Genomic DNA, 25,836 nt, shown 5'->3' with positions numbered 1-25,836 from the left:
CCTACCGGCCCAGACGTTCCGGGCGCAGCCTCGCAGGCGGAGTGCGGCGCCGGAAAAGGCATCGTAAACCCGGGCAAACGCGGCGGAGACGGTTGCCCGGCCGGGCCGTCCCCGCCGCATGGGGCTATCCGCGTGCCTGCTCCTTCGGGGGCTGCTGCCGCCTCCCGGGCTCTTTCTTGGGTTCGGGTTTGGGCGTGTTGCGGGCGGCCTCCGCGCGCAGCAGGGCGCGCAGCACCGCGTACGGGTCTGCGGTCATGGCTGTGTTCCTCACGTTCCGTTTCCTTGCGTCGGATGTGCTGACAGACCGGGGGAGGCGGGGTCCGTCAGCAGCGCAGGACCACGGAGCGCAGGGTGTCCGGGGCGTGGGGCGGCGGTGCCGGCGCGGGCAGCGGCCGTCCTTGCGGGGCGGCGGGCGCCGGGCGGGGTACGACGGGCACGGGACGCGGGCGGGCGACGGCACGGTGGGAGGCGCGGGACGCCGGCCGCAGGACGGTGTCGAGAACGTCGTACTCGGCAATCTCACCGGCCGACACGGCCGCCGGGCGCCCCTCGGCGTGCGCGGCCGGCACCAGCACAGCGAGCAGCAGCACGAGCGCCCGCAGCCAGAGGCGGCTGCGCGGGAGGCTTCGTGCGGTGCTCATGGAGGTTCACCTCCCCGCTCCGCGTACGCCGCGCATCGCGCCGCCCCCAGATCCGCTCGCTCGGCGTATGGGAGGGGTGAGGGTGTCCCGGGGCCGCGGCGCCCATCCTCGGACCGCGCACCGCCAGCAGGAGCGGGCCGCACGAATGAGAGCGAGCTCGCGGGCGTGCGAACACCCACGTGTCGGCGGCCGCCGCCTGCGCCGCATGCGACGCGGCCGTGCCGGATCCGCTCGCTCGGCATACCGGACAGGTGGGGAGTCGCGGGACCCCGTTGTTCACGCGGCCCCGCCGCCAGGAGCGGGCCACACGAATGAGGCCCGCTCGCGGACCGCCGAGGAACTACTTGCCGCCCGCTTTCGCCGCTTTCGCCGCCGCCTTCATCTCCTGTTTGTGCGCCCGCACCTTGGTCAGGGAGTCGGGCCCGGTGATGTCGGCCACGGAGCGGAAGCACTCCGACTCGCCGTAGGCGCCGGCGGCCTCCCGCCAGCCCTGGGGACGCACGCCCAGCTGCTTGCCGAGGAGGGCGAGGAAGATCTGCGCCTTCTGCTTGCCGAACCCGGGGAGGTCCTGGAGGCGCCGCAGCAGCTCCTGCCCGTCGTCGACGCCCTTCCAGATGAGCTCGGCGTTCCCGTCGTAGTGCTCGACGAGGTACTGGCACAGCTGCTGGATCCGCTTGGCCATGGACCCCGGATAGCGGTGCACGGCGGGCTTGTGGACCAGCAGCGCGGTGAACGCCTCCGGGTCCTGGGCGGCGATCTCGTGAGCGTCCAGGTCGTCCGTGCCCATCCGCCGGGCGATGGTCGACGGCCCCTTGAACGCCCACTCCATCGGAACCTGCTGGTCCAGCAGCATCCCGACCAGCGCGGCAAGCGGAGACCGCCCGAGCAGCTCGTCGGCCTGGGGGTCCTGGGCGAGGTGAAGAGTGACGTCCATGCCTCGATGATCCCGCGTGGGGGGCGGGGCCGCGCGCCGGTGGCCGCTACGGGGACGTCAGGTCGCCCGCCAGTACCCCAGCGCGTGCATCCTGGGCTTCGGCAGGCCCAGTTCCTTGCGGACGTACGTCGACAGGGTCCGGGTCGTCGCCGTGTCGCAGGCGATCCACACATAGGGGTGGGGAGTGCCCTTCAGCAGGTCGGGCAGGTCCGTCTTCACCTGGGTGACCAGGCCGGCGCCGGAGTCCAGGCGGGGCACCCTGCGTATCTCGTGGCGGGACGGGTCGGTGTGGAGGGGCAGGCCCTCGGCGTCGCCCTCGAACCAGATGGTCGCCGGGGCCGGATCCAGCGCCGCGAGCAGGGAGTTGAGCGCCGGCAGTGAAGCGGGGTCGGCGACCGCGAAGACATGGGAGGGCTCGGGGCCGGGACGGTCGAAGCCCGTGCCGTGGACGGTCGCCTCGACGGTGTCGCCGGGCTTCGCCGTCCGCGCCCAGTCGCTGGCGCACCCCTCGTGGAGGGCGAACTCCAGGCTGAAGGTGCCGGCCGCCGGATCCGGGTCGACCAGGGTGTACGCCCGCTGGTGCGGCTTGCCCGCGTTGTCGAACCAGAGCCGGACCCACATCGTCGGGTGGACGCCGGTCGCCGCGAGCATGCCGCCGTCGGTGAGGTGGAGGCGCCGATAGGTCCCGGTGACGTTCTCGGCGTCCGTCACGGTGAACGTGAAGTCCTTCGCACGCAGCAGTCTGAGGACCGCGCCCTCCCAGCCATGCCCCTGCCCCATCGCCTCTGCACCCTTCGCGTACGATCTCCCAGGAATAGTTAGGTGAGCCTAACCTAAAAAATGAGGGGGCGAAGGGTGACCACCGAGACCACCGAGATCTACCGCGATGCCTGGGGAATCCCGCATCTGCGCGCGGACAGCCCGGTCGGCCTCGCCCGCGCGCAGGGCCGTGTGACCGCCCGCGACCGGGCCTGGCAGCTGGAGGTCGAGCGCCACCGCGTCCAGGGCACCACCGCCGCGTTCCTCGGCACCGAGGCCCTCGCCTGGGACCGCTTCGCCCGACGCGCCCGCCTGGAGGACACGGCCAGACGCTGTTTCGCCGCACTGGAGCAGCGAGATCCCGAGACCGCGGACTGGGTGCGGGCGTACGTCGACGGCGTCCAGGACGGACTGGCCCGCTGCGACGCCCCCGAGTTCGCGCGCGTCGGCCTCGCCCCCGGCCGCTGGGAGCCCTGGACCCCCCTCGGCATCTGGCTCTCCACCCACATCCTCTTCGCCGGTTTCCCCGCCAAACTCTGGCGCGAGCAGGCGGTACGGCACCTCGGCGAGGAGGCCGTCGCACTGTTCGCCGCCGACGGACCCGGCACCTCCGGCAGCAACGGCTGGCTGGTGAGCGGCGCCCGGACCACCACCGGCCAGGCCGTCATCGCGGGCGACCCGCACCGCTTCATCGAGGACCCGGGCGTCTACCAGCAGATCCGGCTGTCCTGCCCGGAGTTCGACGCCGTCGGCCTCGCCGTCCCCGGCGTCCCCGGCATCGCCCACTTCGGCCACACCGGCACGGTCGCCTGGGCCATCACCAACGCGATGGCCGACTACCAGGACCTCTACCGGGAGCGGCTCAGGCGCACGGGCGCGGGCGTCGAGGCCCTGGGACCCGACGGCACCTGGCGGCGCGCCGCCCGGCACACGGAGACCGTGGAGGTGGCGGGGGAGGAACCCGTCGAGGTCGAGGTGATCGAGACCGACCGCGGCCCGGTGATCGCCGGCGGCCCCGAGGGCCTCGACGACGGCACCCCGGTCGCGCTCAGCCTCCGCTACCCGCCCCGCGTCACCGCCGACCTCGGCTTCGGCACCCTCCTGCCGCTGCTGCGGGCCCGCCGGGTCGCCGACGTGGACCGTGCCTTCGACGCGTGGGCCGAGCCCGTCAACGTCGTCCAGGCCGCCGACACCGAGGGCGGCCTGCTGCACCGGGTCGCGGGCCGGGTGCCGCTGCGCGCCGGGGCCAACGGGATCCGGCCGGTGCCCGCCTGGGAGCCGGGCCACGCATGGGACGGCTGGCACACCATGCCGCGCGCCGGCCTGACCGACGGCATCGCGGTGATGGCCAACCAGCGCGGCCCCGCGGCTCCCCTCGGCGTCGAGTTCGCCGCGCCGCACCGCGCCGACCGCATCACCGCCCTGCTGAGCGAGAAGGACCACTGGTCGCCCGGCGACATGCCCGCGATCCACACGGACACCCAACTCGCCTCCGCCGCCCCCCTGCTGGAGCACCTGGCCGCCCTTGACGGCCTGTCCCCCGAGGCCGCCCGCCTCCGGGAGACCCTCCTGCGCTGGGACCGACGTATGGACGCGACCAGCACGGACGCGGCGCTGTACGCGGCCGTGCGCGGCGCGGTCGTACGGCGGCTCGCCGCGCACCCGGCGTTCGCCGCGCTGACCGCACCGCCCCCCTACCCCGAGGTCTTCCTCCCCTGGCTCGCCCTCACCCCGCGCATCGGCCTCGCCCTGGAACACCTGCTGCGGGCCGAGGAGCTGTACGGCGTCGACCGCGCCGCCGCCGTCCGCGCGGCCGTGGAGGAGGTGGCCGCCGAGCCCCCCGCCGGCACCTGGGGCGACACCCACCGTCTGGCCCCCTGGCGGGCTCTCGCGGACGACCGCGCGGAAGCGGGCCGGTCCGGCGACCATGCCGAAGCGGGCCGGTCCGGTGACCGCGCCGAAGCGGGCCTGTCCGGCGGCCGCGACGAACCGGGCCCGTCCGGTGAACACGCCGAACCAGGCCTGTCCGGCGACCACGACTGCGTGCTGTGCACCAGCGCCGTGCCCGGCCTCACCGACCTGAGCGCGCGCGGCCCCGCCGCCCGCTACGTCTGGGACCTGGCCCGCCGCGAGGACAGCCTGTGGGTGGTCCCGTTCGGCGCCTCGGGCGTCCCCCGCTCGCCCCACCACCGTGACCAGCAGCCCCTGTGGCTGAGGGGGGATCTGGTCCCGGTGGTCACCGACTGGAACCGGCTGACGAAGGAGACCGATGTCTGACCGCCGCCCGCCCGCACCCGCCCGGGAGCCCGTCCACGAGCAACACGTCGACGGCTTCGGCACCGTCCGCCTCCTGCGCCTCGACCCGCACGCCGACGCCGGGGTCGTCCACGCGTGGGCGAGTGAGGAGCGGGCTTCGTTCTGGGGCATGAACGGCCTGTCGGTCGAGCAGGTCACGGAGATCTACGCGCACCTGGACACGCTGGACACCCACCACGCGTTCCTGGTGACGAAGGACGACGACCCGGTCGCGCTCCTGCAGACCTACGAGCCGGAGGCCGACCGGGTCAGCGAGGTATACGAGGTCCGGCCCGGCGACATCGGCGTCCATCTGCTGCTGGCGCCCGCCGGAGCGGAGGGCCCGCGGACCGGCTGGTCGGCAGCGCTGCTGACAGCCGTCGCCGGGTACGTGCTGCTGGGCCTGGACCGGCAGCGGGTCGTGGTCGACCCCGATGTGCGCAACGAGAAGGCGGTCGCCCGCTTCCTGAGGCAGGGCTTCGAGGCGGGCGAGCGGGTGGTCCTGCCGGAAATAGACATCCCGGACGTCCACCTGCCCGAGAAGCACGCGCAACTGGCCTTCCTGCGCCGGGAGGTAGCCTTCCCCGGGTGACCCCAGAAGATCTCGTGGCGCACTACGGTCTGGAGCCGATCCCGCGCGAGGGCGGGCGCTTCCGGCGCACCTGGGCAGGCCCCGAGCGGCCGGACGGACGCCCGGAGGGCTCGGCCATGGTCGCCCTGCTCACCGCCGAGCCGGACGACTTCTCCGCCCTGCACCGCCTGCCCTCGGACGAGATCTGGCACTTCTACCTCGGCGACCCGCTGGACCTGCTGCTGCTCGCCCCGGACGGCACGTCGAGCACGCCCGTGCTCGGCCCGGACGTCCTGGGCGGCCAGCACGTCCAGCTCACGATCCCCGCCGGCACCTGGATGGGCGCACGGGTCGCGGCGGGCGGCACATGGACGCTCTTCGGCTGCACCATGGCACCCGGTTTCACATACGAGGGCTACGAGCACGGCGACGCGGCCCAACTGACGGCGCGGTATCCGTCCGAGGCGGCCCGGATCGTGCCACTGTGCCGCCCATGAGGCAGCCGGCACGACTTCTCGAAGGACAGGTCGCCCTGGTCACGGGCGCGAGCGGCGGCATCGGACGCGGGATCGCGCTGCGGTTCGCCGAGGAGGGCGCGGCGGTCGCGCTGCACTGCCGTACGGGCGTCGCGGCAGCGCGGGAGACCGCCGCCCGCCTCCACGACGCGGGCGCCCGGACCGTCGTCCTGACCGCCGCCGATCTGTCCGACGAGGACGCCTGCCGGCGGCTGGTCGCGGAGGCGGCCGACTGGGCCGGGGGCCGGCTGACGGCGCTGGTCAACAACGCGGGCGTGCAGCCGACGCAGGAGCTCGCCGGGATGACGGCGGCGGACTGGCGGGCGGTCGTCGACACCAACCTCGCGAGTGTCTTCGCCTGTACCCAGGCAGCCGCCGAGATCATGCGGGCCGCGGGCGGAGGCACCATCACCCACATCGCCTCCATCGAGGCGAGCCGCCCGGCCCCGCTGCACGCCCACTACTCCGCCGCCAAGGCCGCCGTCGTGATGCACGCCCGCGCGGCGGCCCTTGAGTACGGCCCGTACGGCATCCGCGTCAACTCCGTCTCGCCCGGCCTGATCGACCGCGAGGGGCTGACGGAGGCCTGGCCGGAGGGCGTACAGCGGTGGCGGAAGGCGGCGCCGACGGGACGGCTCGGCCGCCCCGAGGACGTGGGCGACGCCTGCGTGTTCCTCGCGTCCCCGCTGGCCGACTGGATCACCGGGCACGACCTGGTGGTCGACGGAGGGGTGTCGGCGAGGCCGGGGTGGTGAGCGCGGAGAGGGCGGGCGGAGAGGCCGGGCGGGGAGCCGTCGCGGACGGGGCGCGGGCCGACAGTGCGTTGTCGCGTACGGGGCCGAGCGCGTCGTCGCGGTGAGCGCGGGGGCGCCCGCGTCCGTACATGTCCCGGAGCGGCAAGTCCGAAGACGGAGAAGTGACGTGGACCGACGGCGGACCGAGGGGTGGGACGATGCGCGACGAGGAAGCCCGGGGGGACACGGCCGACGCGGCCTTCAAGGGCTGGTGCTGCTGGGAGCCGTGCTGGTCCTGCTCGTCCTCGGCGGCGCGGCGCCCGCCTCTGCCCACGCCGCCCTCAGCGGCACCGACCCCGACGACGGAACCGTCCTCAAGTCGGCACCCCGCCATCTCACCCTGACCTTCACCGAGTCCGTCGGCCTGCTCGACGACTCCTTCCGCGTCCTGGACCCCGAGAACCGGCGGCTGCGCACGGGTGAGGCACACCACGCGGAAGGCCGTTCCGACACCGCGCGGGTGACCCTGCCGGCCGAGCTCGCCAAGGGCACGTACGTCGTGGCCTGGCGGGCGGTGTCCGCGGACAGCCACCCGGTCTCGGGCGCCTTCACGTTCTCGATCGGCAAGCCCTCCGCCACCGCGGCGCCCATCGACCCCGGCCCGGTCGAGGACCCGGCGACAGCGAGCCTGTACAACATCGCCCGCTATCTGGCGTACCTCGCCGCGGCCCTCCTCATCGGCACGGCCACGTTCGTTCTCGTGTGCCGCCCGGCGGACCCGGCCCCGCTGCGCAGGCCGCTGGCAGCGGGCTGGTGGACCCTGCTCGCCGCCACACTCGCCCTGCTGGTGCTGCGCGCCCCGTACGAGTCGGGCACCGGCCCGGCCACGGCCTTCGACACCTCCGCCCTGAGCCACACCCTCACCAGCCGTCCGGGCGCGGTCCTGCTGGCCCGCCTGGCGCTGCTGCCGGTGACGGCCGTCTTTCTCATACGGCTGTCCCGGCGCGGTACGGATCAGCGCCCGCCCCGACTGCTGCTCGCGGCGGGCGCCGCCCTCGCCGTCGGTCTGGCACTGACCTGGGCCGCCGGGGAACACGCCTCCGCCGGCATCCAGGTCCCGCTGGCCATGACCTCGTCGGTGCTGCACGTGCTGGCGATGGCCGTGTGGCTGGGCGGCCTCACGGCCCTGCTGATGACGCTTCACCGGTCCTCGGCCACCGAGGCCGGCACGGTCGCCCGCTTCTCCCGCCTGGCCTTCGTCTCCGTGACGGTCCTGGTCGTCACCGGCGTCTACCAGTCCTGGCGGGGCCTCGGCTCCTGGAACGCGCTCACCGGTACCTCGTACGGCCGGCTGCTGACCGTCAAACTGGCCGCGGTCGTACTGCTGCTGGCGGCGGCCGGGCTGTCACGGCGCTGGACCGGCGCGCTGGTGACCGCGGACGCCGAAGCGGAATCGGACGTGCCGGCACGGGAACGGGTGCCGGAGCCGGCGGGCGGCCCGCCGCTCCCGCCGGAGCCTCAGCCGGAGCCGGGACCGGCCGCTCCGGACACCCACCACACCCACCGCCGGGGCCTGCGCCGTTCCGTGCTGACCGAAGTCGCCGTCGGAGTCGTCGTGTTGGTCGTCACGACGGTGCTCACCGGCACGTTGCCCGGCCGGGCAGCCGCTCAGGCGGCCGAGGCGGCCCCGGTTTCCGGGCTGCCCGCGGCGTCCGTCACGACCATCCCCTTCGACATCGGCACCCCCGGCGCCCACGGCAAGGTGCAGATCACCCTCGACCCGGGCCGGGTGGGCGACAACTCGGTGCAGGCGGTGGTCTTCGGGCCCGACGGCGGCCTGGCCAGCGTCCCCGAACTCCGCCTCTCCTTCACCCTCGGCGCCCAGAAGATCGGCCCCCTGGACACCAAGCTGACCGACAAGGGCGGCTACTGGGCCGCAAACACCTTCACCCTCCCCATCGCCGGCACCTGGACCATGAAGGCGACGGTCAGGGTGTCCGAGGTGGACCAGGTGAGCGTGACGAAGACGGTGCGGATCGTGGGCTAGTCATGGGCGATCACGGCCCCGCGGACCCCAGTCCTCTGTGACGGGCATCGATCGCTGAGCTCCTACCCAGCACGCACACACACTTCGGTTGTGTGCGCTGCAGGAGGCATGGTGGACGGCGGTGATGAGACCAGGGCGCCGGTCAAACCCGCTTGACGACGATCGAGTCCGGGACCAGCTTCTCCAGGTCGTCCACGTCCGAGGTGAAGACTGTGACCTGCCCCTTCTGCTGTTGGGCGATGACGGCGAGCACCGCGTCGATCGCGTACTTGTGGCCGTGGAGCTTGGCGTCGGACAGGAGCCGACGGGCCTGGCGGGCCTCCTCCTTTCCGATGTCGGCGACTCTGAGCCGGATAAGCACCCAGTCCCAGCGCTGTTCGGTGGTTCTGCCGTCGTACGCCTCGACCAGCGTCATGGGGGACGTGACCACCTCGGCTTCGCCCCGGGCTGCGAGGTCGAGCCGGGCGATCATCTTCCGGTCGCCACGCACAGCGAGAGACAGGGCCTCGCAGTCGAGGACAAAGACGCGCAGTGGCCGCTGCCTGTGCTCACTGGCTCGCTTCTTCACGCAGCTTCTCCGGCGTTGTGCCCTCCGGAGGTGCGGCGGCGCTCGTGCTCGGCGTCGACATCTTCCAGTTCCGCGAGTGCTGCAGCGCGCTCGTCCTCGGTGACCGGACCGTGTTCCTCCTGCAGCCAGTCGACCAGCTCCAGCAGCCGGTCCCGGTCGCGTTTGAACCGCAGCGCTTCGGCGACGTATGCCGAAAGTCCTCGCTCAGCCACCTCAGCGCGGATCTCGTCCAGCAGATCCTCGGGGATCGTCACCGTCACCTTCTTGGTTGCCATACAAGAGACCATACTCTTGGTGTAAGCGCCCGTACCAGGTGGTTGCCCGAGAGTCCATGTCCTTGCTGCCTTGCTGCCTTCGGCAGACGTCTTCAGGTCGATCGAGCTGAAGGTTCCGCAGTTGCTCGGTGGGCAATTGGTCTGTCCACATGCACCCGGGGTGAGATGCGCGGTGGGCGAGCACCTCACGCTCTCGGAGGCGAAGGAGGCGGCGGCTCGAAATGCCGCTGATGCGATGAAAGGAGCGGGGCCTCCCGCTCCTGCCGGGTGCGCGGGATGCTCGGCTCAGGTTGGAGTCCGAACTCGGGGAGGCCCTCAATGACGTCACCGTACGACGGTGTGCAGTGGGTGGGAATGGACCTGCACCGGCGCCGCTCCGTGCTCGTGCGCATGGCATCGGACGGGCAACGAGTGGGAAAGATGGTCCGGATCAACAATGATCCGGCCCGGCTCAAGCGCGAGATCGCCAAGGCCGGACCGGGGGCGAAGGTCGTGCTGGAGGCCACACTCGGCTGGTACTGGGCAGCCGACGCGCTCGCCGAGGCGGGCGCCGAGGTCCACCTGGCCCACCCACTGGGGGTGAAGGCGTTCACCTACCGGCGGGTGAAGAACGACGAGAGGGACGCCGCCGACCTGGCCGACCTGCTGCGGCTCGGGCGTCTGCCGGAGTCCTGGCTGGCTCCGCCCGAGACCCGCGAGCTGCGGGAAATGGTGCGCGGGCGGCACAAGCTGGTGAACCTGCGCACCAGCTGCCGCAACCAGGCCCACGGTGTGGTGGCCAAGCAGGGCATCGCGTTGCCGATGAGCGACCTGTTCGGCACCCGCGGCGCTGCCTTCCTCGACGACCTGCCACTGCCCGTCGGCTACGCGACGCGGCTGCGGGCACTGCGCGCGGTGATGAGCGCGTTCGACACGCAGCTCGCCTGGCTCGACCGGCAGATCGCCACCCGGCTCGCCGGCCACCCCGGCTACCAGGCGATCCAGTCCATCGGCGGGATCGGCCCGGTCCTGGCCGCCGTGTTCACCGCCGAGATCGGCGACGTGACGCGATTCCCATCGCCCAAGCACCTGTGCTCCTGGGCCGGGCTCACCCCGCGCCACCGCGAGTCGGATCTGAAGGTGATGCGGGGTCACCTGACCAAGCAGGGCTCCAAACTGGTGCGCTGGGCCGCCGTGGAGGCCGTCCAGCACGCCCCCGAAGGCACCCCGATGCGCGCCCACCGGGAGCGGATCGAGGCACGTCGCGGCGCCGAGGCACGCAACATCGCCAAGGCCGCCGCGGCCCGCAAACTGCTCACCCTCGTCTACTACGGGCTGCGCGACGGCGAAGTCCGCTGCCTGGCCCGCCAGGACAACGGATGAGCAGCATCCGGACCCACGACCGACGCGCGATCGCCGCAACGTCTGGCCCCGCCCCGCGGCACGGCCGCTCCGCTGATTGATCCCGTCGGCCGTGTGCCGAACCACACCATGCCGCACCACAGCACCACCGCGGACGCGGCGAAGGGATGACCGGCAGCCGGAGCGCCGCCATTTCAGCATCACACCTGGTGAAGAGCACACGCCACAACGTCCCGCCCCCAGCCGGCGGGACCACAGCACACACCCTGGGAACGGGCGCACACCGTCCCCCTGCCCGAGCACGCCCTCAGCCCACGACCCAACAGGAAGAACCCGGACAAGCACCACACTTGACCGACCCCACCCCTTTCAGGGATGACGTTGCTCTGCGGGATGCATTGTGGCGGTGCGTGGGGCGAGATACGCCAGAGGGCCGGACCACTTTCATGGTCCGGCCCTCTGAGCCGGCGAGGATACGAGATTCGAACTCGTGAGGGGTTGCCCCCAACACGCTTTCCAACTGTGTTGGTGGGGCGGTGAGCTGCGTGCGTGGACGTTCACCTGCGTTCATGGGCGGCTGGCCATCGGTGCGGGGACGGCTCCGGCTCTCGCCTGAACGACCGTGAACGGGGCTGAATGAGACGGAAATTGAGACGGCCGCACTCGTCACCGCAGCACCGGAGACAGCCCGCGGGTAGCTGTCGAAACCACCGCTAGGCAGCCTTGGGCCGCGTCGCACGCGTGCCCGGGGCGGGCACCTGTGCATCCTCGGACCAGAAGATCTCGTCTTCTCCGAAGTCCGGGGCCTGGAAGGGCTTTGTAGTCGGAGGCGGCGATACTGCAGTGGAACGGCGGGGTTGCCGTTCCAGAGCGGAGAACAGCGACGTCGAGTCGATGACAGGTCTGCCTTTCATTACAGGTCCCTGATGGGGCCTGGTGTGCCGTGACCGGGCACAGCGGTCCTACAGCTTGGTCATCTTGGCGTACGGGCTCAAGATCCGCATTTGCGTCGAGCCGAAATCCACGAGCGCCGCGATTCCGTCCTCGATGCCGATCACCTGGCCGAGGCCGTACATGTCGTGTGTGACCTGGTCGCCCATGGCGAAGTGCTTGGGAGCCGGTGGGACTGGGGCCTTGAAGGGGCTGGTAGGCAAGTGACGCTTCGGTGCCGCAGGCTTAGTCATGGCTCAGTATGAGCCCACGTGTATCCCTCTGGCTGTGGCCGTCGGCACAGATCCGGACGGGAACAACCGCGTCACGCCACTGACCTGGTGTTTCGAGACCTGGTGAAGCCCCTGCACCTCGAGTAGGTCGTCGCACGGCCGGAGGTCACCGTCGAACTGGCAGTCATCACGGTCATCCCCGGGACGCTCTGGGTCGCCTTCGGCTGGAATGAGCGTGTGATGGTTCAGCACGCGCCGCCTGGCCTTGACTTTGCGCAGCACGCGGGCGGGGTCGTGCAGGGCGATGTGCTGCGCGATCGCGGGATGGAATCCGGTGAGGTCCACTTGGCAGAAGTCGACTGTGTTCCCGCACGCGGTCCACTCACCGCAGCATCCGGCCCTGTCACAGCGCCGGACTGTGTCGGCAGGTTCGTGAGCGATGCTTCTTGATCCACGTCCGGGGGTGTGTTCCCTCGGCCGGGGCTGACGGGGCTTGTGGAGCCGCTCTGTTGACCCTTGGTTCTCGCCGCTTGATGTTTCCGGACACTCCCGCGGTCTCGTTATCGGGTACTACAGTCGTTCGTTGTGCCGTACGTCACATGACGGCGGCGTGGGGTGGGTGGCCTAGGCGGGGGCAGCTAAGTGCCCGAATTGCGAAATCTGGGGGGCTTCATGCATGAGATGGTCAAGGGCTCGAACGTGGCGCTGGCGGCCTTGAGTGAGAACGCCGCCTCGGTGATCGTGAGTTTGAGCTGGGTCAGCCCGACGGGTGAAGGCGATGCGGACGTGTCCGTCCTGCTGCTGGATGCGAACGGCAAGGTGCGCAGTGACGGCGACTTCTACTTCTACAACAACCCGGTTGCCGCTGACGGGAGTGTGCAACTGCTGGGCAAGACGCCAACGGAGAGCGGCGACGAGGACCGGATTAGCTTCGACTTGACCGCGGTCCCGTCCGGCATCGACCGGATCGTCGTGGCGGCGAGCCGCTACGAGGGAGCTGGTTTCGGGGAGCTGGAAGACCTGAAGGTGAAATTGGCCGACGGGGGCGGCGAGAGCCTCCTCAGGTTCGGCATCGATGACGCGGGCACGGTGAGCGCAATCATCTTCGGTGAGTTATACCGGCGTGGGGAAGAGTGGAGGTTCCGTGCCGTCGGGCAGGGCTATGACACCGGCCTGGCCGGTCTGGCGACGGATTTCGGCGTCGACATCGAGGACGACGCGGGCGCAGAGGAAGCGCTGAACGGCGCAGAGAGCAGCGAGCACGCTGATACGACGGTTCCGGCTCCGGCCGTAGAGCAGGAACCGCAGGTGACGCCAGGCCTTGTTCCGGCTCCCCGCCCGCCTGGCGACGAGCTGGGGCCCAAGAAGGCGGCACGGCCTCGCACCGCGAAGAAGAAGGTCACCGTGTCCAGGGTGGCCAGGAAGTCTCTGGCGGACAATGAGTCCTGGAAGCAGGCCAGGCTCTTTCCGGTCTCGGTACTCAAGTCCGACCGGGACCGGGAAATGCGCGCTACGTCGGTACTGCTGTCAGTGATGGCACAGGTGCCGGAGTTCGGCCGGAGACTCACGGCGGCGTTCGGAGCGCCGTCGGGCCGTATGGAGACGTTCACCGAGGTCTCGCTGCCGCACGGCGATACCCCGCGGCGCCCCGACGGGGTGGTCCGTGTCGAGCGGGCCGGCAAACTGTGGACCGCGCTGGTGGAGACCAAGACCAACGGCAACGGCCTCAGGCCCGAGCAGGTGCAGGCCTATGTGGACATCGCCGCACGCCGTGGCTACGAGGCCGTGATCACACTGTCGAACGACGTCGCGCTGGACGGCAGCCCGCTCGTCGACGTCAAGATCGACGGCCGACGCAAGCACAAGGTGGCTCTCTGGCACCTGTCCTGGGCCGAAGTCACCCACCAGGCGCAGATGCTGATCCGGCACGAGGGCGTCGGAGACAAGGCACATGCTTGGCTGCTTCAGGAACTGCTGTACTACCTGCGGCATGAGAACTCCGGCTGCCACGGCTTCCAGAACATGGGATCGGCCTGGGTTCCTGTACGCAACGGAATCGATGACGAAACCCTGTGCCAGGGCGACTCGCGCGCCCTGGACGTGGTCGAGAGCTGGGAACGGCTCATCCGCCAGATCTGCCTGAGCCTCGGTGGCGGACTCGGACAGAAGGTACTGCCCGTTCAGCGGGCCAAGCGCGGGGCCGATCCGAAAGCACGCCGCAGCGGCCTGGCCGATCAGCTCTGCCTCGACGGCAGACTCCAGGCAGAGCTCCGGATCGAGGGCGCACCCGGAATTCTGGCGATTAGCGCCGACCTGCGCACCGCCAAGCTCCGCACCTCCATCGAGATCCCCGCACCCGAGCAGGGATACCCGCTGACCTGGGCAAAACGCCTCATCCGCCGCCTGGCCGAGGCACCGGCAGACCTCCACATCGAAACCCTGGTCGAAGGAGAGCCCGGGGGGCCACGGGGCACACTGGAACGGCTCCGCCCGGAACCGGCGGACATGCTCCCAAAGAACAACGACACCCACATCACCGGCTTCCGCCTATCCCTGTTCAAGAGCATGGGAAGCAGCCGCGGGAACGCCGAATCCGGCTTCATCCGCAGCGTCGACGACGCCGTGAACCGCTTCTACACCACCGTGGTAGTCCACCTGGACCGCCCGAGGCCCCGACAAGCATCAGCAAAGGAAGGTGCCAGAACGGGATGACGTCCGGCCGTGGACAGTTGCACGTAGCCGCGGTTCACGTGCAACTGTCCACCGGGCGCGTACCAAAGGCCACCTGGTGCAAACGGGAGAGCGCCCTGAGCTTGGGAAGCTGCGAGCATTTGTGGCCTGATTGGGCGCTGATCTGGGCGACTCGGCCTCGGTTTGCCACGACCTCGGCGATGCAGTGCGGCTCCCATAGGTGTCAATCAATTAGCTTCCTCATTGACCTTCTCGGCCACCTTTTGCTCCTTTCTGAGTTCACGAAAAGCCTTCTTTGCGGACCATCGAGTAAGGGCGAATGCAAGCCGGTCAGGAATTGACAATCTCAGGGGCCTAACCTTTCCTGATGAATCGCGCTTCCACCACATCCCCTGGGCGTCCCTGAACTCCATCCGTAGTGGCATTTCGAGCAGATCCACATCGATATCAGTGGATTCAGAAGAAGCCCACACCACTATCATCCCCAGCATGGCGGCAGCCCAAATCGCCTGTACCTCCGCGTCATCCGCCAAATCCATCCTGTGGCGAGCCTTTGAAGTCGCCGGGACCTCCGAAATCGGGGAACAAAGTGTCTGACCAGTGATGCCATCCCTTACCTTCAGCTCGAATATTGAGGCGTCGCTGGAATTGCTCACCAGTAGTTCGGGTTGTCTTTCATGATCTGATTCTGTATCGCCGTGGGCGCTACCTATGACCCATGCTGCTATCTTGCGCGCTTGCGCCATCTTCTGATCGCGAACGCTACGCCTGTATGCAATAGCAGCGAGAACCACAGAAGCTGTGCCGACCCAGGCGGGCACATTCCCCCAGTCCCATCCAAATAGGCTAGCTGCCAAAATCGACATGTTCCTCATCGCGGCATTCCGTCAAATAGCAAAAGGCTCATGCGTGAAATTCTCAGCACTTGACGCTTGAGTTCAAAAACAGCAGCAGATTCGGAGACAACTACGAGGACAGCATGTGGCGAGACACGGGCTGGCGCATCTTGGCGCGGCCTCACCCACGCTCATGGGGGCCTGGCCTGGACGCCGTGCACGTTCGCGGTCGAGCATGCGGACACTCCGGGGACAACACTCGTGGTCACCACCAACCAGCCGCACCTGAGCAACTGGATCGGACGCGAAGCCAAGCCGACCCTGCCATCCGACGTATCCCAAGCCGTCGAACACGCCTTGCGCGAGGGCTGGACCCCGACGGCCCCAGGATCCTCCTTCCATCTCGACCTGTCCGCTGGGTTCACGCCCTCGCCCTGAGCGGAGCAGAAAGTGAGCACCGCTTCAGGAGTTCGATGACGCTTGGCGGCGGCCTTCTCATACACACCTCTTGCGATGCTTCCTGGTCCCCGTCCGGCCGCCCCGGGCGTCGTTGATGTCAGTTGGCGATGTCAGCCACCCGCTGCACGCTTGGACACACTCACGGCCGCATGCCGCACCTTGAGGGAGCGCCCGCCGGGCCTGAGGGTGGCACCTCAGGAGGCCTCTAGCGGACCGATTTGTCCTTCCCTTGCAAGGGCAGGCTGCTAGTGTGGTTAGACCTGGTAAACCCGTGGAAAGTAGGCCGCAGTGTTCGACCTGCCAGAGCCAGCTCCGTATCGCCTAGCCAGGCCACCGCTGGTGCAGGCGCTGGTGCAGGTGCGCTACCCGGTGGTTGCCAGCCTCGGGACAGTGGCCGGCATCGCGCCTCTTCAGGAGCGGCTGCGTGAGCACCTGCCCTACATGGAACAAGCCTCGTCCAACATGTCTGTACAGCTTGGGCCATCCGGAGCCGTGATCGAATCAGGTCCGCAGGACGGTTGGCAATTCTCTGACGAAGATGGCCATAAGCTTGTACTAACTCCCGGTGCGCTCAACCTCGTAATAGATCAACGGTATAAGGGCGTCCGGGAATTCGCCAATCTGCTCTCATTTTGCCTATCCGCCATCTCTTCTACAGTGCCATTGGCGCGCTGCAATCGCCTTGGAGTGAGATATCTCTCTGTAGCTGAGCCCCTACCGGAGAACGAGTTCTCCTGGATCGACTGGTTCCGCCCGGAGATTCTCGGCTGGAGCTCTAGCCCCATCCTGAATGCACGACTGGATGCCGCAGTAAATCGCGTTCAGATTAAGGCAGGGCAAGAGGGGGAATTTGAGAACTTCCCAGCTGCCGCGCAAGGCCTCGTCACGACCGGCTGGTTCCCATCCGGCGCCGTAATTTCAGGTCTGCCCCCAGTTCCCGTGACGTCTCCATCGTACGTTCTTGACCTCGACTTTTTCGTGGAGGCCTCGCAGTCGTTTTCAGTCGATGGATTGGTTGATCAGTTCAAAATCCTGCACTCTCAGATGGACAGGTTCTTTTATTGGTCTCTGTCCGAAAAGGGAGCCGAGCACTTCGGGTTGGAGGAAAAATGACTGCACTCATGCCTGAGCGCGACATGACAGTCTCTCCATATAACCCTTTTTCGGCTGACCCCACTCTTCCGCCGCCAGGACGGTCAGGCAGAAACATTCCCTCCACGGGAGGCCCTCTGGTTGGCGCTTTTTCTCCCGGGTCGGTTCGTGGGCCTGAGCCCGACGCCTTTGAGCGAAAGGCATTTCGGACGCAGGACGCTTCTCCGTCTCCTCGAGTTCAGCAGACAGTTCGCGACATCAAGGGTCTGACGGGCTGGTCAAATCGCCGCTTGGCGCAGGCTCTCGGCGTGACGCATCCAACCGTCAAGGCCGCAGAGAAGGGGGGAGCGGGAGCGTTGGCCAGATCTCCGCATGTGCAGCGCAGGCTGAGTGTTCTTCACCAGCTACTTTCGCGTATCGCCCCGTTGGCCGAACGTAAGCGGTACCCTCTCGCACAGGCTCTTGAACAGGCTCCTGAGCCAGGAGCCCAGTCGGCGCTTGACTTTGTGAGAGTGGAGGACGGTAACAGGGCATACCTTGCGGCGCTCGATGTCATCACTCCGCGGCGTAAGGGGAAAATGATGCGAAGCTCTTACTCGGTGAAGCCTGGAAGAGCTTCGGTCGAACTCACAGAATAGCAGTGGGGCGTGACCGATTTTTCGCTCTTTGACGCAGGGTGGCGACAAGGGTCTCTTTTTGAGGCCTCATTGCAAATCTCTGCAATTGTGGTCAATTCAGAGAGAGGAGCTCCGGGAAGCTCTTCGTGGCAGCATCGTGAATGGATTGTGGCCACTCAGGACTGCGACCTTTCCGGAGCCTCCGTCGCGAGTAATGAGCCGTCAATCGAGCTGCGGCCAGTTTATCGAGAAAACCCGCCCAGCGATTGGGGCATTCGGGCAAGAAGGCTTCTGCTGGCCGACGGCTGTTTCTTGATCTCTGAATCGCCTCGCCTGACGATTTCTCCCGCTGCTTTGGTGAATCTGCGGGATGGACTGCAGCCTTCCTTGGCTGATGGTCGACTGAAGGCATTTAAGAGCTGGCTCGGCCTCAGGTATGATCGCCCGGCAGTTCCTCCGGAACTGGTCGATTTGATGAGGGCAGTAGCTAAAACTTTCAACAGGCCAAGAGGTCCTCTGCAGCACAAGATTCACGATATTCTTGTGGAAGTTGAGGAGGCGGAACATCCTCTCTATGGTGTCTTCGTTGTAACTGTTGATGATGTCGACCCTGAGGCGGTCCGAACGTGGGCCGCAGGTCGACTTGCCGACGTTCCCGGAGACCTTGGAACTCTGGCAGGTGTGGAGGTTGGCACTCGGGCTGAAGCGTCCTTGGAGCTGCTGGAGAATTCCTATTCCGCTGACCTTTCTCAAATTACCTGGGGGAAGCCTGACGGGCCACAGGGGGCCCACTGAGGTCGGTGGAGCGGCTTTGGCCGGGAGTTTCAAGGACCGGGTCAAGGCTGTGGCCGCCTCCCACCAGTGAGAGCGGGGCCTCGTCCCGGAGATCGTCTGTGCATCAGCCGACGAACGTCAGCCACGACGGCGGGCAGGCCGACTGATCAGGCGCGCGTGTGCCTCGCTGCACCCCCGCCGACCTCAGCCACGCTGCGGGCTTTGTGGCCTCGGGCTGAGTCAAGCCCTCTGCGTGATGGGTGGGGTGGGAGTGAAGGCTCGGTCGTCGCGCAGGAGGGCCCACAGCACATTGGTGCGGCGTCGTGCGAGGGCGATGACGGCCTGGGCGTGGTCCCGGGCCGGACGGCGCACCATCGGCCTGCCCGATCCACTGATCAAGATTCTCCGCCAGCACCAGGAAGCGCAGGAGCGGGAGCGGATCGTGGCCGGTGCCGACTGGGAGGGCAAGGGGTACGTGTTCGCCTCGCCGACCGGCGGGCCGCTGAGCCCGAACACCGACTTCCACATCTGGAAGCGGCTTCTACGAGACGCCGGAGTGCGGGACGGCCGCCTTCATGACGCTCGCCACACTGCCGCGACCGTCCTCCTGATCCTCGGCGTCCCGGACGTCGTTATCGACTCGATCATGGGTTGGGAGCCTGGGGGAGCGGCCCGGATGCGCGCTCGGTACATGCACGTGACCGGGACCATGCTCCGCAAGGTCGCCCAGCAAGTCGGAGACGCGCTCTGGGTGCTACCCGGCACCGGCACTCAGGAGAAATCCAACTGAGACGGAAACTGAGACGGACAACGTCGAAGGGCCCCACCGCGAACGGTGGGGCCCTTCGACATCGTGCCCGGTGAGGCACTGGCGGAGGATACGAGATTCGAACTCGTGAGGGGTTGCCCCCAACACGCTTTCCAAGCGTGCGCCCTAGGCCTCTAGGCGAATCCTCCGCCGGAAACATTACATGACCGAGAGGAGTGCTAGCGAACTCGTTCCCCCCGCTCAGATCCTGTAGCCTGTGCGGAGCCCCTCACGCGGCGCTATCTGACTGAACTCCCCCAGGGCCGGAAGGCAGCAAGGGTAGGTTGGCTCTGGCGGGTGCGTGGGGGGCGCTTGCGTGGGCGGGCCGGTTTCCGCGGGCGGGCCGGTTTCCGCGGGCGGGGCTGGTTGTCAGTGGGCGCCTATAACCTCGTATGCGTGTCGTCTCTCGCGCTGTACCGCCGCTATCGCCCGGAGTCTTTCGCCGAGGTCATCGGGCAGGAGCATGTCACTGACCCGCTGCAGCAGGCGCTGCGGAACAACCGGGTCAATCACGCGTACCTGTTCAGCGGGCCGCGCGGGTGCGGCAAGACGACCAGCGCGCGGATTCTGGCGCGCTGTCTGAACTGCGAGCAGGGGCCCACGCCGACGCCCTGCGGAGAGTGCCAGTCGTGTCGTGACCTGGCGCGGAACGGGCCCGGCTCCATCGATGTCATCGAGATCGACGCCGCATCGCACGGTGGTGTCGACGACGCCCGTGAACTGCGCGAGAAGGCCTTCTTCGGCCCCGCGAGCAGCCGCTACAAGATCTACATCATCGACGAGGCCCACATGGTCACGTCGGCCGGCTTCAACGCGCTCCTCAAGGTCGTCGAGGAGCCGCCCGAGCATCTCAAGTTCATCTTCGCGACCACCGAGCCCGAGAAGGTCATCGGGACCATCCGGTCGCGGACCCATCACTATCCCTTCCGGCTCGTGCCGCCGGGGACCCTGAGGGACTACCTCGGCGAGGTGTGCGGGCGCGAGAACATCCCTGTCGAGGACGGCGTCCTGCCGCTCGTCGTGCGGGCCGGTGCGGGGTCCGTGCGTGACTCCATGTCCGTCATGGACCAGCTGCTCGCCGGCGCAGGAGCGGACGGTGTGACGTATGCCATGGCGACCTCCCTGCTCGGCTACACCGAGGGGTCCCTTCTCGACTCCGTGGTCGAGGCCTTCGCCACCGGTGACGGCGCCGCGGCCTTCGAGGTCGTCGACCGGGTCATCGAGGGGGGCAACGATCCCCGGCGGTTCGTCGCCGACCTGCTGGAGCGGCTGCGTGACCTGGTGATCCTCGCCGCCGTCCCCGACGCGGTGGAGAAGGGCCTCATCGACGCTCCCGCCGATGTCCTGGAGCGTATGCAGGCCCAGGCCGGCATCTTCGGCGCCGCCGAACTGAGCCGCGCCGCCGACCTCGTCAACGAAGGACTGACCGAGATGCGGGGGGCCACCTCGCCCCGCCTCCAGCTCGAGCTGATCTGCGCGCGCGTGATGCTGCCCGCCGCCTACGGGGACGAGCGGTCCGTCATGGCCCGCCTGGACCGCCTGGAGCGGGGCGTCAACTTCTCCGCGGGGGGTGGTATGCCCGCCATGGGGTACGTACCCGGGCCCGACGCGCATGGGGGCGCCGTGCAGGGGGGAGGCGCGCCCGCGGCTGCCGCGCCCGTCACGCCGGGTGGCGGTCCTGCCGCCGCCCGGGCAGCGGTGCGGGCGCCGGGTGGTGCGGCGGGGCAGGGAGCACCCCAGCCAGCGGGCGATGACCGAGGTACGGCGCCTGCGGCAGCGCCCGTTGCCGGTTCTGCGGGGGGTCCTGCCCCCGGTCCTTCCGACCACGGCCAGGCCCAGCAGCCCCAGCCCCAACCGGCCCAGACCCAGCCAACCCAGTCCCAGCAGCCCCAGCCATCACCCGCCCCAGCCGCCCCCGCCCCCGCTCCCTCCACCCCCGGCGCCTGGCCCGCCCCCGCCCCTACGGGCGGAGGCCGACGCCCGGGCGGCTGGCCCACCGCGGCGCCCGCCGGCGGCGGACAGCGCCAGGCCGCTCCCGCCGAGCCCCCACACGCACCGACCTCGCAGACCGCGCCGCCCGCTTCCGCCGCCCCCACACCCCCGGCCGGTGGCCTCGACCCCCGCATGCTCTGGCCGAACATCCTGGAGGCGGTCAAGAACCGCCGCCGCTTCACCTGGATCCTGCTCAGCCAGAACGCACAGGTCGCCGGCTTCGACGGCACCACCCTCCAGCTCGGCTTCGTCAACGCGGGCGCGCGCGACAACTTCGCCAGCAGCGGCAGCGAGGACGTGCTGCGGCAGGCGCTGGCCGAGCAGTTCAACGTGCAGTGGAAGATCGAGGCGATCGTCGACCCGTCGGGCGGTTCGGCACCCCCGGCCACCGGCGGCGGTACCGGTGGCTACGGCGGAGGCGGCGCCCCCGGTGGTTACGGCGCCGGTGGCTCCGCGGGCGGTGGCTTCGCCGGTGGCGGGAGCAACCATGCGGCCGGCGCCGGCGGTACGAGCGCCCAGCGCCCGGCGTCCCCCCAGCCCACGTCCACCGCACCCACACCGCAGACGTCGGCTCAGCCACCCGCCGCCGCTCCCCGCCCCGCCCCCCAGCCCTCCGCACCGGCGTCCCCGCCCCCGGTCGCCCCCGAGGACGACATCCCCGAGGACGACGATCCGGACCTCAACGAGTCGGCCTTGTCCGGACGCGAACTCATCGTGCGGGAGCTCGGAGCCACGGTGGTCGAGGAGTTCTCGAACGAGTAGGCCACCGCGCCGGCGTGCAGGCACCCATCGGCGCCTGCAGGCAACCATCGGCGTGCAGGCACCCGTCGGCGTGCAGGCACGCGCCCCGTTTGGGAGGAACCCACAAACCTGCCACCCCCATCCCTTCAGAAGCCCGCACAAACCCCCCGCCCGCCCTCCCGTTAGGCTGACCCCCGTGAAGGTCCTCGTCATCGGTAGCGGCGCCCGCGAACACGCCCTGTGCCGTTCCCTGTCCCTAGATCCCGACGTCACCGCGCTGCACTGCGCCCCCGGCAACGCCGGTATCGCCGAGGTCGCCGAGCTGCACCAGGTCGACGCCCTGGACGGCACCGCCGTGGCCGCGCTGGCCACGGAACTCGGTGCCGAGCTGGTCGTGGTCGGGCCGGAGGCACCCCTCGTCGCCGGGGTCGCCGACGCCGTGCGTGAGGCCGGCATCCCGGTCTTCGGCCCCTCCAAGGAGGCCGCGCAGCTGGAGGGCTCCAAGGCCTTCGCCAAGGAAGTGATGGCGGGAGCGGGCGTCCCCACGGCACGGTCGTACGTCTGCACGACGCCCGAGGAGGTCGACGAGGCCCTCGACGCCTTCGGAGCGCCGTACGTCGTCAAGGACGACGGGCTCGCCGCCGGCAAGGGCGTCGTCGTCACCGCCGACATCGAGGCGGCCAGGGCGCATGCGAACGCCTGCGAGCGGGTCGTCATCGAGGAGTTCCTGGACGGCCCCGAGGTCTCCCTCTTCGCCGTCACCGACGGCGAGACCGTCGTCCCGCTCCAGCCCGCCCAGGACTTCAAGCGCGCGCTCGACGGCGACGAGGGCCCCAACACCGGAGGCATGGGCGCGTACTCCCCGCTGCCCTGGGCCGACCCGAAGCTGGTGGACGACGTCATGGAGACGGTTCTCCAGCCGACCGTCGACGAGATGCGCCGCCGGGGGACGCCGTTCTCCGGCCTGCTCTACGCCGGGCTCGCGATCACCTCGCGCGGTGTCCGTGTGATCGAGTTCAACGCCCGCTTCGGGGACCCCGAGACGCAGGTCGTCCTGGCCCGGCTGAAGACTCCGCTGGCCGGTGTCCTGATGGCCGCCGCGACGGGCGGCCTCGCCCACCTGGAGCCCCTGCGCTGGAGCGACGACGCGGCGGTCACCGTCGTCGTCGCCTCGCACAACTACCCCGGCACCCCGCGCACCGGCGACCCGATCACCGGGCTCGACGAGGTGGCCGCCCAGGACACCCCGCACGCGTACGTCCTGCACGCGGGCACCCGGCGCGAGGGCGACACCGTCGTGAGCGCGGGCGGTCGCGTCCTTTCCGTCACGGCGCGCGGCAAGGACCTGACCCAAGCCCGTGAGCGCGCATATCGGGCCGTTTCCCGCGTCGGGCTCGACGGTTCCCAGCACCGTACGGACATCGCGGCCAAGGCGGCCGCCGGCGTGTGAGCTACCGCCGCCGATGAACCCGGCAGGCCCCGGATCCGTCTTCGGATCCGGGGCCTGGTCTTTTGCCTTCCGTCATCCACCTTTCCCCTGAGCCATTCCATCGAGTGACCGAAGTCCCATACAGCTGACGGCGGGCAGGGCCCCAACTATGGTGCGGCGCAGGCTTCCGGCACTTGGCCCACCGGCATTGCGATGTCAGTCGTGGGTGCCACAGTGGGGGAGTGAGCAACGCCAGGAGAACCAGGCAGCGAGGGGGTGAGGTCCGGTCGTGACAGGTATGGGTGTGGAGGCAGGCGCGCAGGCCGCGCGTTCGCGGGCGGTCGCCGTGCTGCGCATTCGCAGCCGTGCGCTGGCCGTCGCCCTGCTGCCCGCGGCCGTCGCCGTGGTGCTGCTCGCCGGCATTTCCACCGGCCACCTGGTGGGCCCGGGCTGGCACGCGGCCCGCTGGACCGTGGTCACGGCCGCCGTCCTCGTGCTGCTCGCGGCCGCCGGTGTCGCCCTGGTGGTCGCCCGCGCACGGCCCGCCGTCAGCCCGACCGTCCCGATTGCCGAGGAGTCGGCCCCCGACCTGTACCGGATGGTGCGCGACCTCGCCGACCGCCTCGACGTACCCGCCCCGTCCGCGATAGCCCTCACCCCGGACTGCGACAGCTGGCTGGAGGACCGCACCCACCCGGCCCACGGCCCGCCCCCGCCCGAGGCTCGCGACGAGATAGCGGGTGTGCGGAGCCTCGGGGCACCCCGGCCACGGCGTACGACGGCCGCTCCCGTCCTCGTCATCGGCTCCCCGTTCCTGTGGTGGATGCGCGTCGGCGAGCTGCGGGCGGTCCTCGCCCCGGTCGTCGCCGGTACGGGACCTTCGGCGCACCCCGACATAGCCGCCGCCCGCCGCTTCGTACGGGGGCTGGATGCGGCGTTGGCCGTGAGCACGGCGCCCGGCCGGAATCCGGTCTCCCGCACGGTGCTCGCCGGGGTCGGCTGGGCAGCCCGTCTGCTGCTGCGCAGCTGTCGCGGCCATGCGGCCGAGATGGAACGCGGGGTCGCCGCCGCGGCCGCCGAGCGTGCACAGGCTGTGGATTACGGACTGCGGATCGTCGCCCAGGAACAGGTGGGCCTGGCGTACGCGGGCTGGGACCGGCTGCTGACCCGGGTCGCGCTGCCCGCCTGGCGCATGGGCCGCTGGCCCTCCCGGCTGGACGCGGGCGTGGTCGCCGCCCTCACCGAGCTCTCCCGCCGGGACCGGCTGGCCGAGGGATTCGCCTCCCGTCTGGGCGAGCGCCCCGCCTGCGACCTGCTCGAAGAGCCCGGAGCGGTCGACGAGGCCGCCTCGCTCCTCGCTGCCCGCCTCTTCCACGGGGGCCCCGCCGAGCCCCGCCCGGACTGGTCCCCGGTGGACTGGCACGAGTATCCGGAAGAGGTCGTCGACCGGAAGTGGCGCACGGATGCGGCCCGCCTCCACCGAGTCCTGGACACGCTGGGCGTCCGCCGTTCCCAGAACGCCGACGCACCGAACACCGACGGTCCGACCCTCTCCCGAGTCCTGAATCACCTGACGGCCCCACAGAACACGACGCCTTCAGAGGCGACGACGTCGCTCTTCACCCCGGCCGACGAGGCGCCGCCCGCGCACCCCGAGGCGCCTGCAGCGGCCTGGCAGGACGCGGCGCCGTCACGCCCGAAGCCGTCCACCGACGCGACGCCGGCCTGGGAGGACACGGCGCCGTCAAGCAGGACGGCTTCCGGCACCCCGACGCCCGACCACGCATCGGCCCGGCAGGATGCGGCGCCGTCAAGCCCGACAGCCTCCGACGCCGCGCAGGCACACCGCGGCGGCACGCAGAAGTCCGCCATACCCACGACCAAGTCCCCCATACCCACGACCCTCACCCCGACCCCCACCCCACCCGCCCAAGCAGAACTCGCCAGGGACGAAGACGAGGACGACCCCGTCCGCGGCAACGAACGGAGTTCCGCACTCGCCGCCGGGCTCAGCGCGGAGCTGGCGCGGGAAGAGGCGGCCGCCCCCGGTGACCCGTCAGCCGGGCCGACCGTCGGGCAGGCCGCCGACGCCGCCCTCTGGGACGACGGCACGCTCCCCCTCTTCCCCCTCCAGCCGCCCCGCACCGGCCGGGAGCTGCTCGCCGATCACGTCACCGCGATGGTCTGCTGCGCCGCGATGGATACCGCCGGAGCCACCCCGGGCCTCGACTGGCTCGACGGCCCGTCCCTCCTCATCAACGGTGAACGGGCGGCCGACCTGAGCCCCCGGGTCCTCAGCCTCGTCGAGGACGGCGACCCGGGCCCGCTGCGGGCGTGGTTGGTCAAGTCGGGGATACGCCCGGAAAAGCCGGTACGACTGGTCTGACGACGACCAGGACCACCCAGCGGAGCCGTCGCCGGACACTCCCACACATGCCGGACCCGCTGGTTCCACTTTCGGTCAATTCGCAACGAATAGTGACCGCCCGCGTGCGTAATGTGATGTGCTGGGACCACTCACGCGCACAGCAAGGGCTTCCACCGCACCACCCAC

At 69.7% G+C, this 25,836-nt stretch carries 22 protein-coding genes, 1 tRNA gene, 1 other RNA gene and 1 pseudogene; 15 read left to right on the top strand and 10 right to left on the bottom strand.

All coding sequences use genetic code 11. The features are described from left to right. Window positions 1–124 precede the first annotated feature (124 nt). The 4 genes from F7R91_RS43775 to F7R91_RS05335 form a co-directional block, all read right to left on the bottom strand. The gene (locus tag F7R91_RS43775) at window positions 125–256 is read right to left on the bottom strand and encodes a hypothetical protein (RefSeq protein WP_269144738.1); all 132 of its coding nucleotides are present in this window, start codon (window positions 254–256) and stop codon (window positions 125–127) included. 67 nt (window positions 257–323) lie between these two features. Continuing rightward, window positions 324–641, bottom strand: a complete 318-nt coding sequence (locus tag F7R91_RS05345; protein ID WP_150945012.1) for a hypothetical protein — start codon at window positions 639–641, stop codon at window positions 324–326. A gap of 340 nt (window positions 642–981) precedes the next feature. Next, complete coding sequence (locus F7R91_RS05340; RefSeq protein WP_150945010.1) at window positions 982–1,575, bottom strand: HhH-GPD-type base excision DNA repair protein; 594 nt, start codon at window positions 1,573–1,575, stop codon at window positions 982–984. A gap of 57 nt (window positions 1,576–1,632) precedes the next feature. After that, window positions 1,633–2,355 carry a siderophore-interacting protein gene (locus F7R91_RS05335; protein WP_150945008.1) on the bottom strand — a complete coding sequence of 241 codons (723 nt, stop codon included), beginning with the start codon at window positions 2,353–2,355 and terminating at the stop codon, window positions 1,633–1,635. Window positions 2,356–2,430: 75 nt separating this feature from the next. Between F7R91_RS05335 and F7R91_RS05330 the strand changes: the two genes are divergently transcribed. The 5 genes from F7R91_RS05330 to F7R91_RS05310 all read left to right on the top strand — a co-directional run bounded on the left by F7R91_RS05330 (window position 2,431) and on the right by F7R91_RS05310 (window position 8,496). After that, the gene (locus F7R91_RS05330) at window positions 2,431–4,611 is read left to right on the top strand and encodes a penicillin acylase family protein (protein WP_225320534.1); all 2,181 of its coding nucleotides are present in this window, start codon (window positions 2,431–2,433) and stop codon (window positions 4,609–4,611) included. Beyond that, the gene (locus F7R91_RS05325) at window positions 4,604–5,221 is read left to right on the top strand and encodes a GNAT family N-acetyltransferase (RefSeq protein ID WP_150945004.1); all 618 of its coding nucleotides are present in this window, start codon (window positions 4,604–4,606) and stop codon (window positions 5,219–5,221) included. Before F7R91_RS05330 ends, F7R91_RS05325 begins: the two co-directional genes overlap by 8 nt. Beyond that, a complete protein-coding gene (locus F7R91_RS05320; RefSeq protein WP_150945002.1) occupies window positions 5,218–5,697 on the top strand; it encodes a cupin domain-containing protein in 480 nt (159 codons plus the stop codon). The genes F7R91_RS05325 and F7R91_RS05320 overlap by 4 nt, the downstream gene beginning before the upstream one ends. Beyond that, window positions 5,694–6,470, top strand: coding sequence for an SDR family NAD(P)-dependent oxidoreductase (locus F7R91_RS05315; RefSeq protein ID WP_150945000.1), 777 nt, complete (start codon window positions 5,694–5,696; stop codon window positions 6,468–6,470). Before F7R91_RS05320 ends, F7R91_RS05315 begins: the two co-directional genes overlap by 4 nt. Window positions 6,471–6,720: 250 nt before the next feature. Then, a complete protein-coding gene (locus F7R91_RS05310; RefSeq protein WP_150944998.1) occupies window positions 6,721–8,496 on the top strand; it encodes a copper resistance CopC/CopD family protein in 1,776 nt (591 codons plus the stop codon). A 142-nt stretch (window positions 8,497–8,638) separates the two neighbouring features. Here F7R91_RS05310 and F7R91_RS05305 read toward each other — a convergent pair whose 3' ends face one another. Both F7R91_RS05305 and F7R91_RS05300 read right to left on the bottom strand, forming a co-directional pair. Next, window positions 8,639–9,064 carry a hypothetical protein gene (locus F7R91_RS05305; RefSeq protein ID WP_150944996.1) on the bottom strand — a complete coding sequence of 142 codons (426 nt, stop codon included), beginning with the start codon at window positions 9,062–9,064 and terminating at the stop codon, window positions 8,639–8,641. Continuing rightward, on the bottom strand, window positions 9,061–9,339 hold the full coding sequence (locus F7R91_RS05300) for a ribbon-helix-helix domain-containing protein (protein ID WP_150944994.1): 279 nt from the start codon (window positions 9,337–9,339) through the stop codon (window positions 9,061–9,063). Before F7R91_RS05300 ends, F7R91_RS05305 begins: the two co-directional genes overlap by 4 nt. 318 nt (window positions 9,340–9,657) lie before the next feature. On the opposite strand from F7R91_RS05300, the gene F7R91_RS05295 reads away from it, so the two are divergent. Next, complete coding sequence (locus tag F7R91_RS05295; RefSeq protein ID WP_150944991.1) at window positions 9,658–10,701, top strand: IS110 family RNA-guided transposase; 1,044 nt, start codon at window positions 9,658–9,660, stop codon at window positions 10,699–10,701. A 941-nt stretch (window positions 10,702–11,642) separates the two neighbouring features. Here F7R91_RS05295 and F7R91_RS05285 read toward each other — a convergent pair. Next, complete coding sequence (locus tag F7R91_RS05285; protein WP_150944988.1) at window positions 11,643–11,864, bottom strand: hypothetical protein; 222 nt, start codon at window positions 11,862–11,864, stop codon at window positions 11,643–11,645. 3 nt (window positions 11,865–11,867) lie between these two features. Continuing rightward, entirely contained in the window at window positions 11,868–12,284 is a 417-nt protein-coding gene (locus tag F7R91_RS42510; protein WP_225320547.1) for a DUF6221 family protein, read from the bottom strand. A 231-nt stretch (window positions 12,285–12,515) separates the two neighbouring features. Between F7R91_RS42510 and F7R91_RS05275 the strand changes: the two genes are divergently transcribed. Beyond that, window positions 12,516–14,555, top strand: a complete 2,040-nt coding sequence (locus F7R91_RS05275; protein WP_150944986.1) for a TerD family protein — start codon at window positions 12,516–12,518, stop codon at window positions 14,553–14,555. Window positions 14,556–14,761: 206 nt separating this feature from the next. On the opposite strand, the gene F7R91_RS05270 is transcribed toward F7R91_RS05275, so the two are convergent. Then, window positions 14,762–15,409, bottom strand: a complete 648-nt coding sequence (locus F7R91_RS05270; protein ID WP_150944984.1) for a hypothetical protein — start codon at window positions 15,407–15,409, stop codon at window positions 14,762–14,764. Between the two features lie 222 nt (window positions 15,410–15,631). Here F7R91_RS05270 and F7R91_RS05265 point away from each other — a divergent pair, with 222 nt between their 5' ends. From F7R91_RS05265 to F7R91_RS05250, 4 genes and pseudogenes are all read left to right on the top strand, one after another. Continuing rightward, window positions 15,632–15,808, top strand: a complete 177-nt coding sequence (locus F7R91_RS05265) for a hypothetical protein (protein ID WP_225320533.1) — start codon at window positions 15,632–15,634, stop codon at window positions 15,806–15,808. A gap of 309 nt (window positions 15,809–16,117) precedes the next feature. After that, window positions 16,118–16,942: a TIGR04255 family protein gene (locus F7R91_RS05260; protein WP_150944982.1), complete on the top strand. Its 825-nt coding sequence runs from the start codon at window positions 16,118–16,120 to the stop codon at window positions 16,940–16,942. 626 nt (window positions 16,943–17,568) lie between these two features. Further along, window positions 17,569–18,333 (top strand): hypothetical protein, encoded by a 765-nt coding sequence (locus tag F7R91_RS05255; protein WP_150944980.1) that lies wholly within the window; start codon window positions 17,569–17,571, stop codon window positions 18,331–18,333. A 301-nt stretch (window positions 18,334–18,634) separates the two neighbouring features. Then, window positions 18,635–19,102: pseudogene (locus F7R91_RS05250) on the top strand (tyrosine-type recombinase/integrase); the annotation flags it as partial. A 79-nt stretch (window positions 19,103–19,181) separates the two neighbouring features. Here the strand turns inward: F7R91_RS05250 and F7R91_RS05245 are convergent. Beyond that, a tRNA-Ser gene (locus tag F7R91_RS05245) sits at window positions 19,182–19,269 on the bottom strand. A gap of 72 nt (window positions 19,270–19,341) precedes the next feature. Here F7R91_RS05245 and ffs point away from each other — a divergent pair. The 4 genes from ffs to F7R91_RS05225 all read left to right on the top strand — a co-directional run bounded on the left by ffs (window position 19,342) and on the right by F7R91_RS05225 (window position 25,668). After that, window positions 19,342–19,436: signal recognition particle sRNA small type (gene ffs, locus F7R91_RS05240), an RNA gene on the top strand. Between the two features lie 80 nt (window positions 19,437–19,516). After that, window positions 19,517–21,874, top strand: a complete 2,358-nt coding sequence (locus F7R91_RS05235; RefSeq protein WP_150944979.1) for a DNA polymerase III subunit gamma and tau — start codon at window positions 19,517–19,519, stop codon at window positions 21,872–21,874. Between the two features lie 175 nt (window positions 21,875–22,049). Then, the gene (gene purD / locus F7R91_RS05230) at window positions 22,050–23,303 is read left to right on the top strand and encodes a phosphoribosylamine--glycine ligase (RefSeq protein ID WP_150944977.1); all 1,254 of its coding nucleotides are present in this window, start codon (window positions 22,050–22,052) and stop codon (window positions 23,301–23,303) included. 277 nt (window positions 23,304–23,580) lie between these two features. Then, complete coding sequence (locus F7R91_RS05225; RefSeq protein WP_150945579.1) at window positions 23,581–25,668, top strand: M48 family metalloprotease; 2,088 nt, start codon at window positions 23,581–23,583, stop codon at window positions 25,666–25,668. The last annotated feature ends 168 nt before the right edge of the window (window positions 25,669–25,836 follow it).

Origin of the sequence: Streptomyces luteolifulvus, assembly GCF_008806595.1 — a bacterium.
GTDB lineage: Bacteria > Actinomycetota > Actinomycetes > Streptomycetales > Streptomycetaceae > Streptomyces > Streptomyces luteolifulvus.
This window is presented reverse-complemented; position numbering and strand designations above follow the sequence as displayed.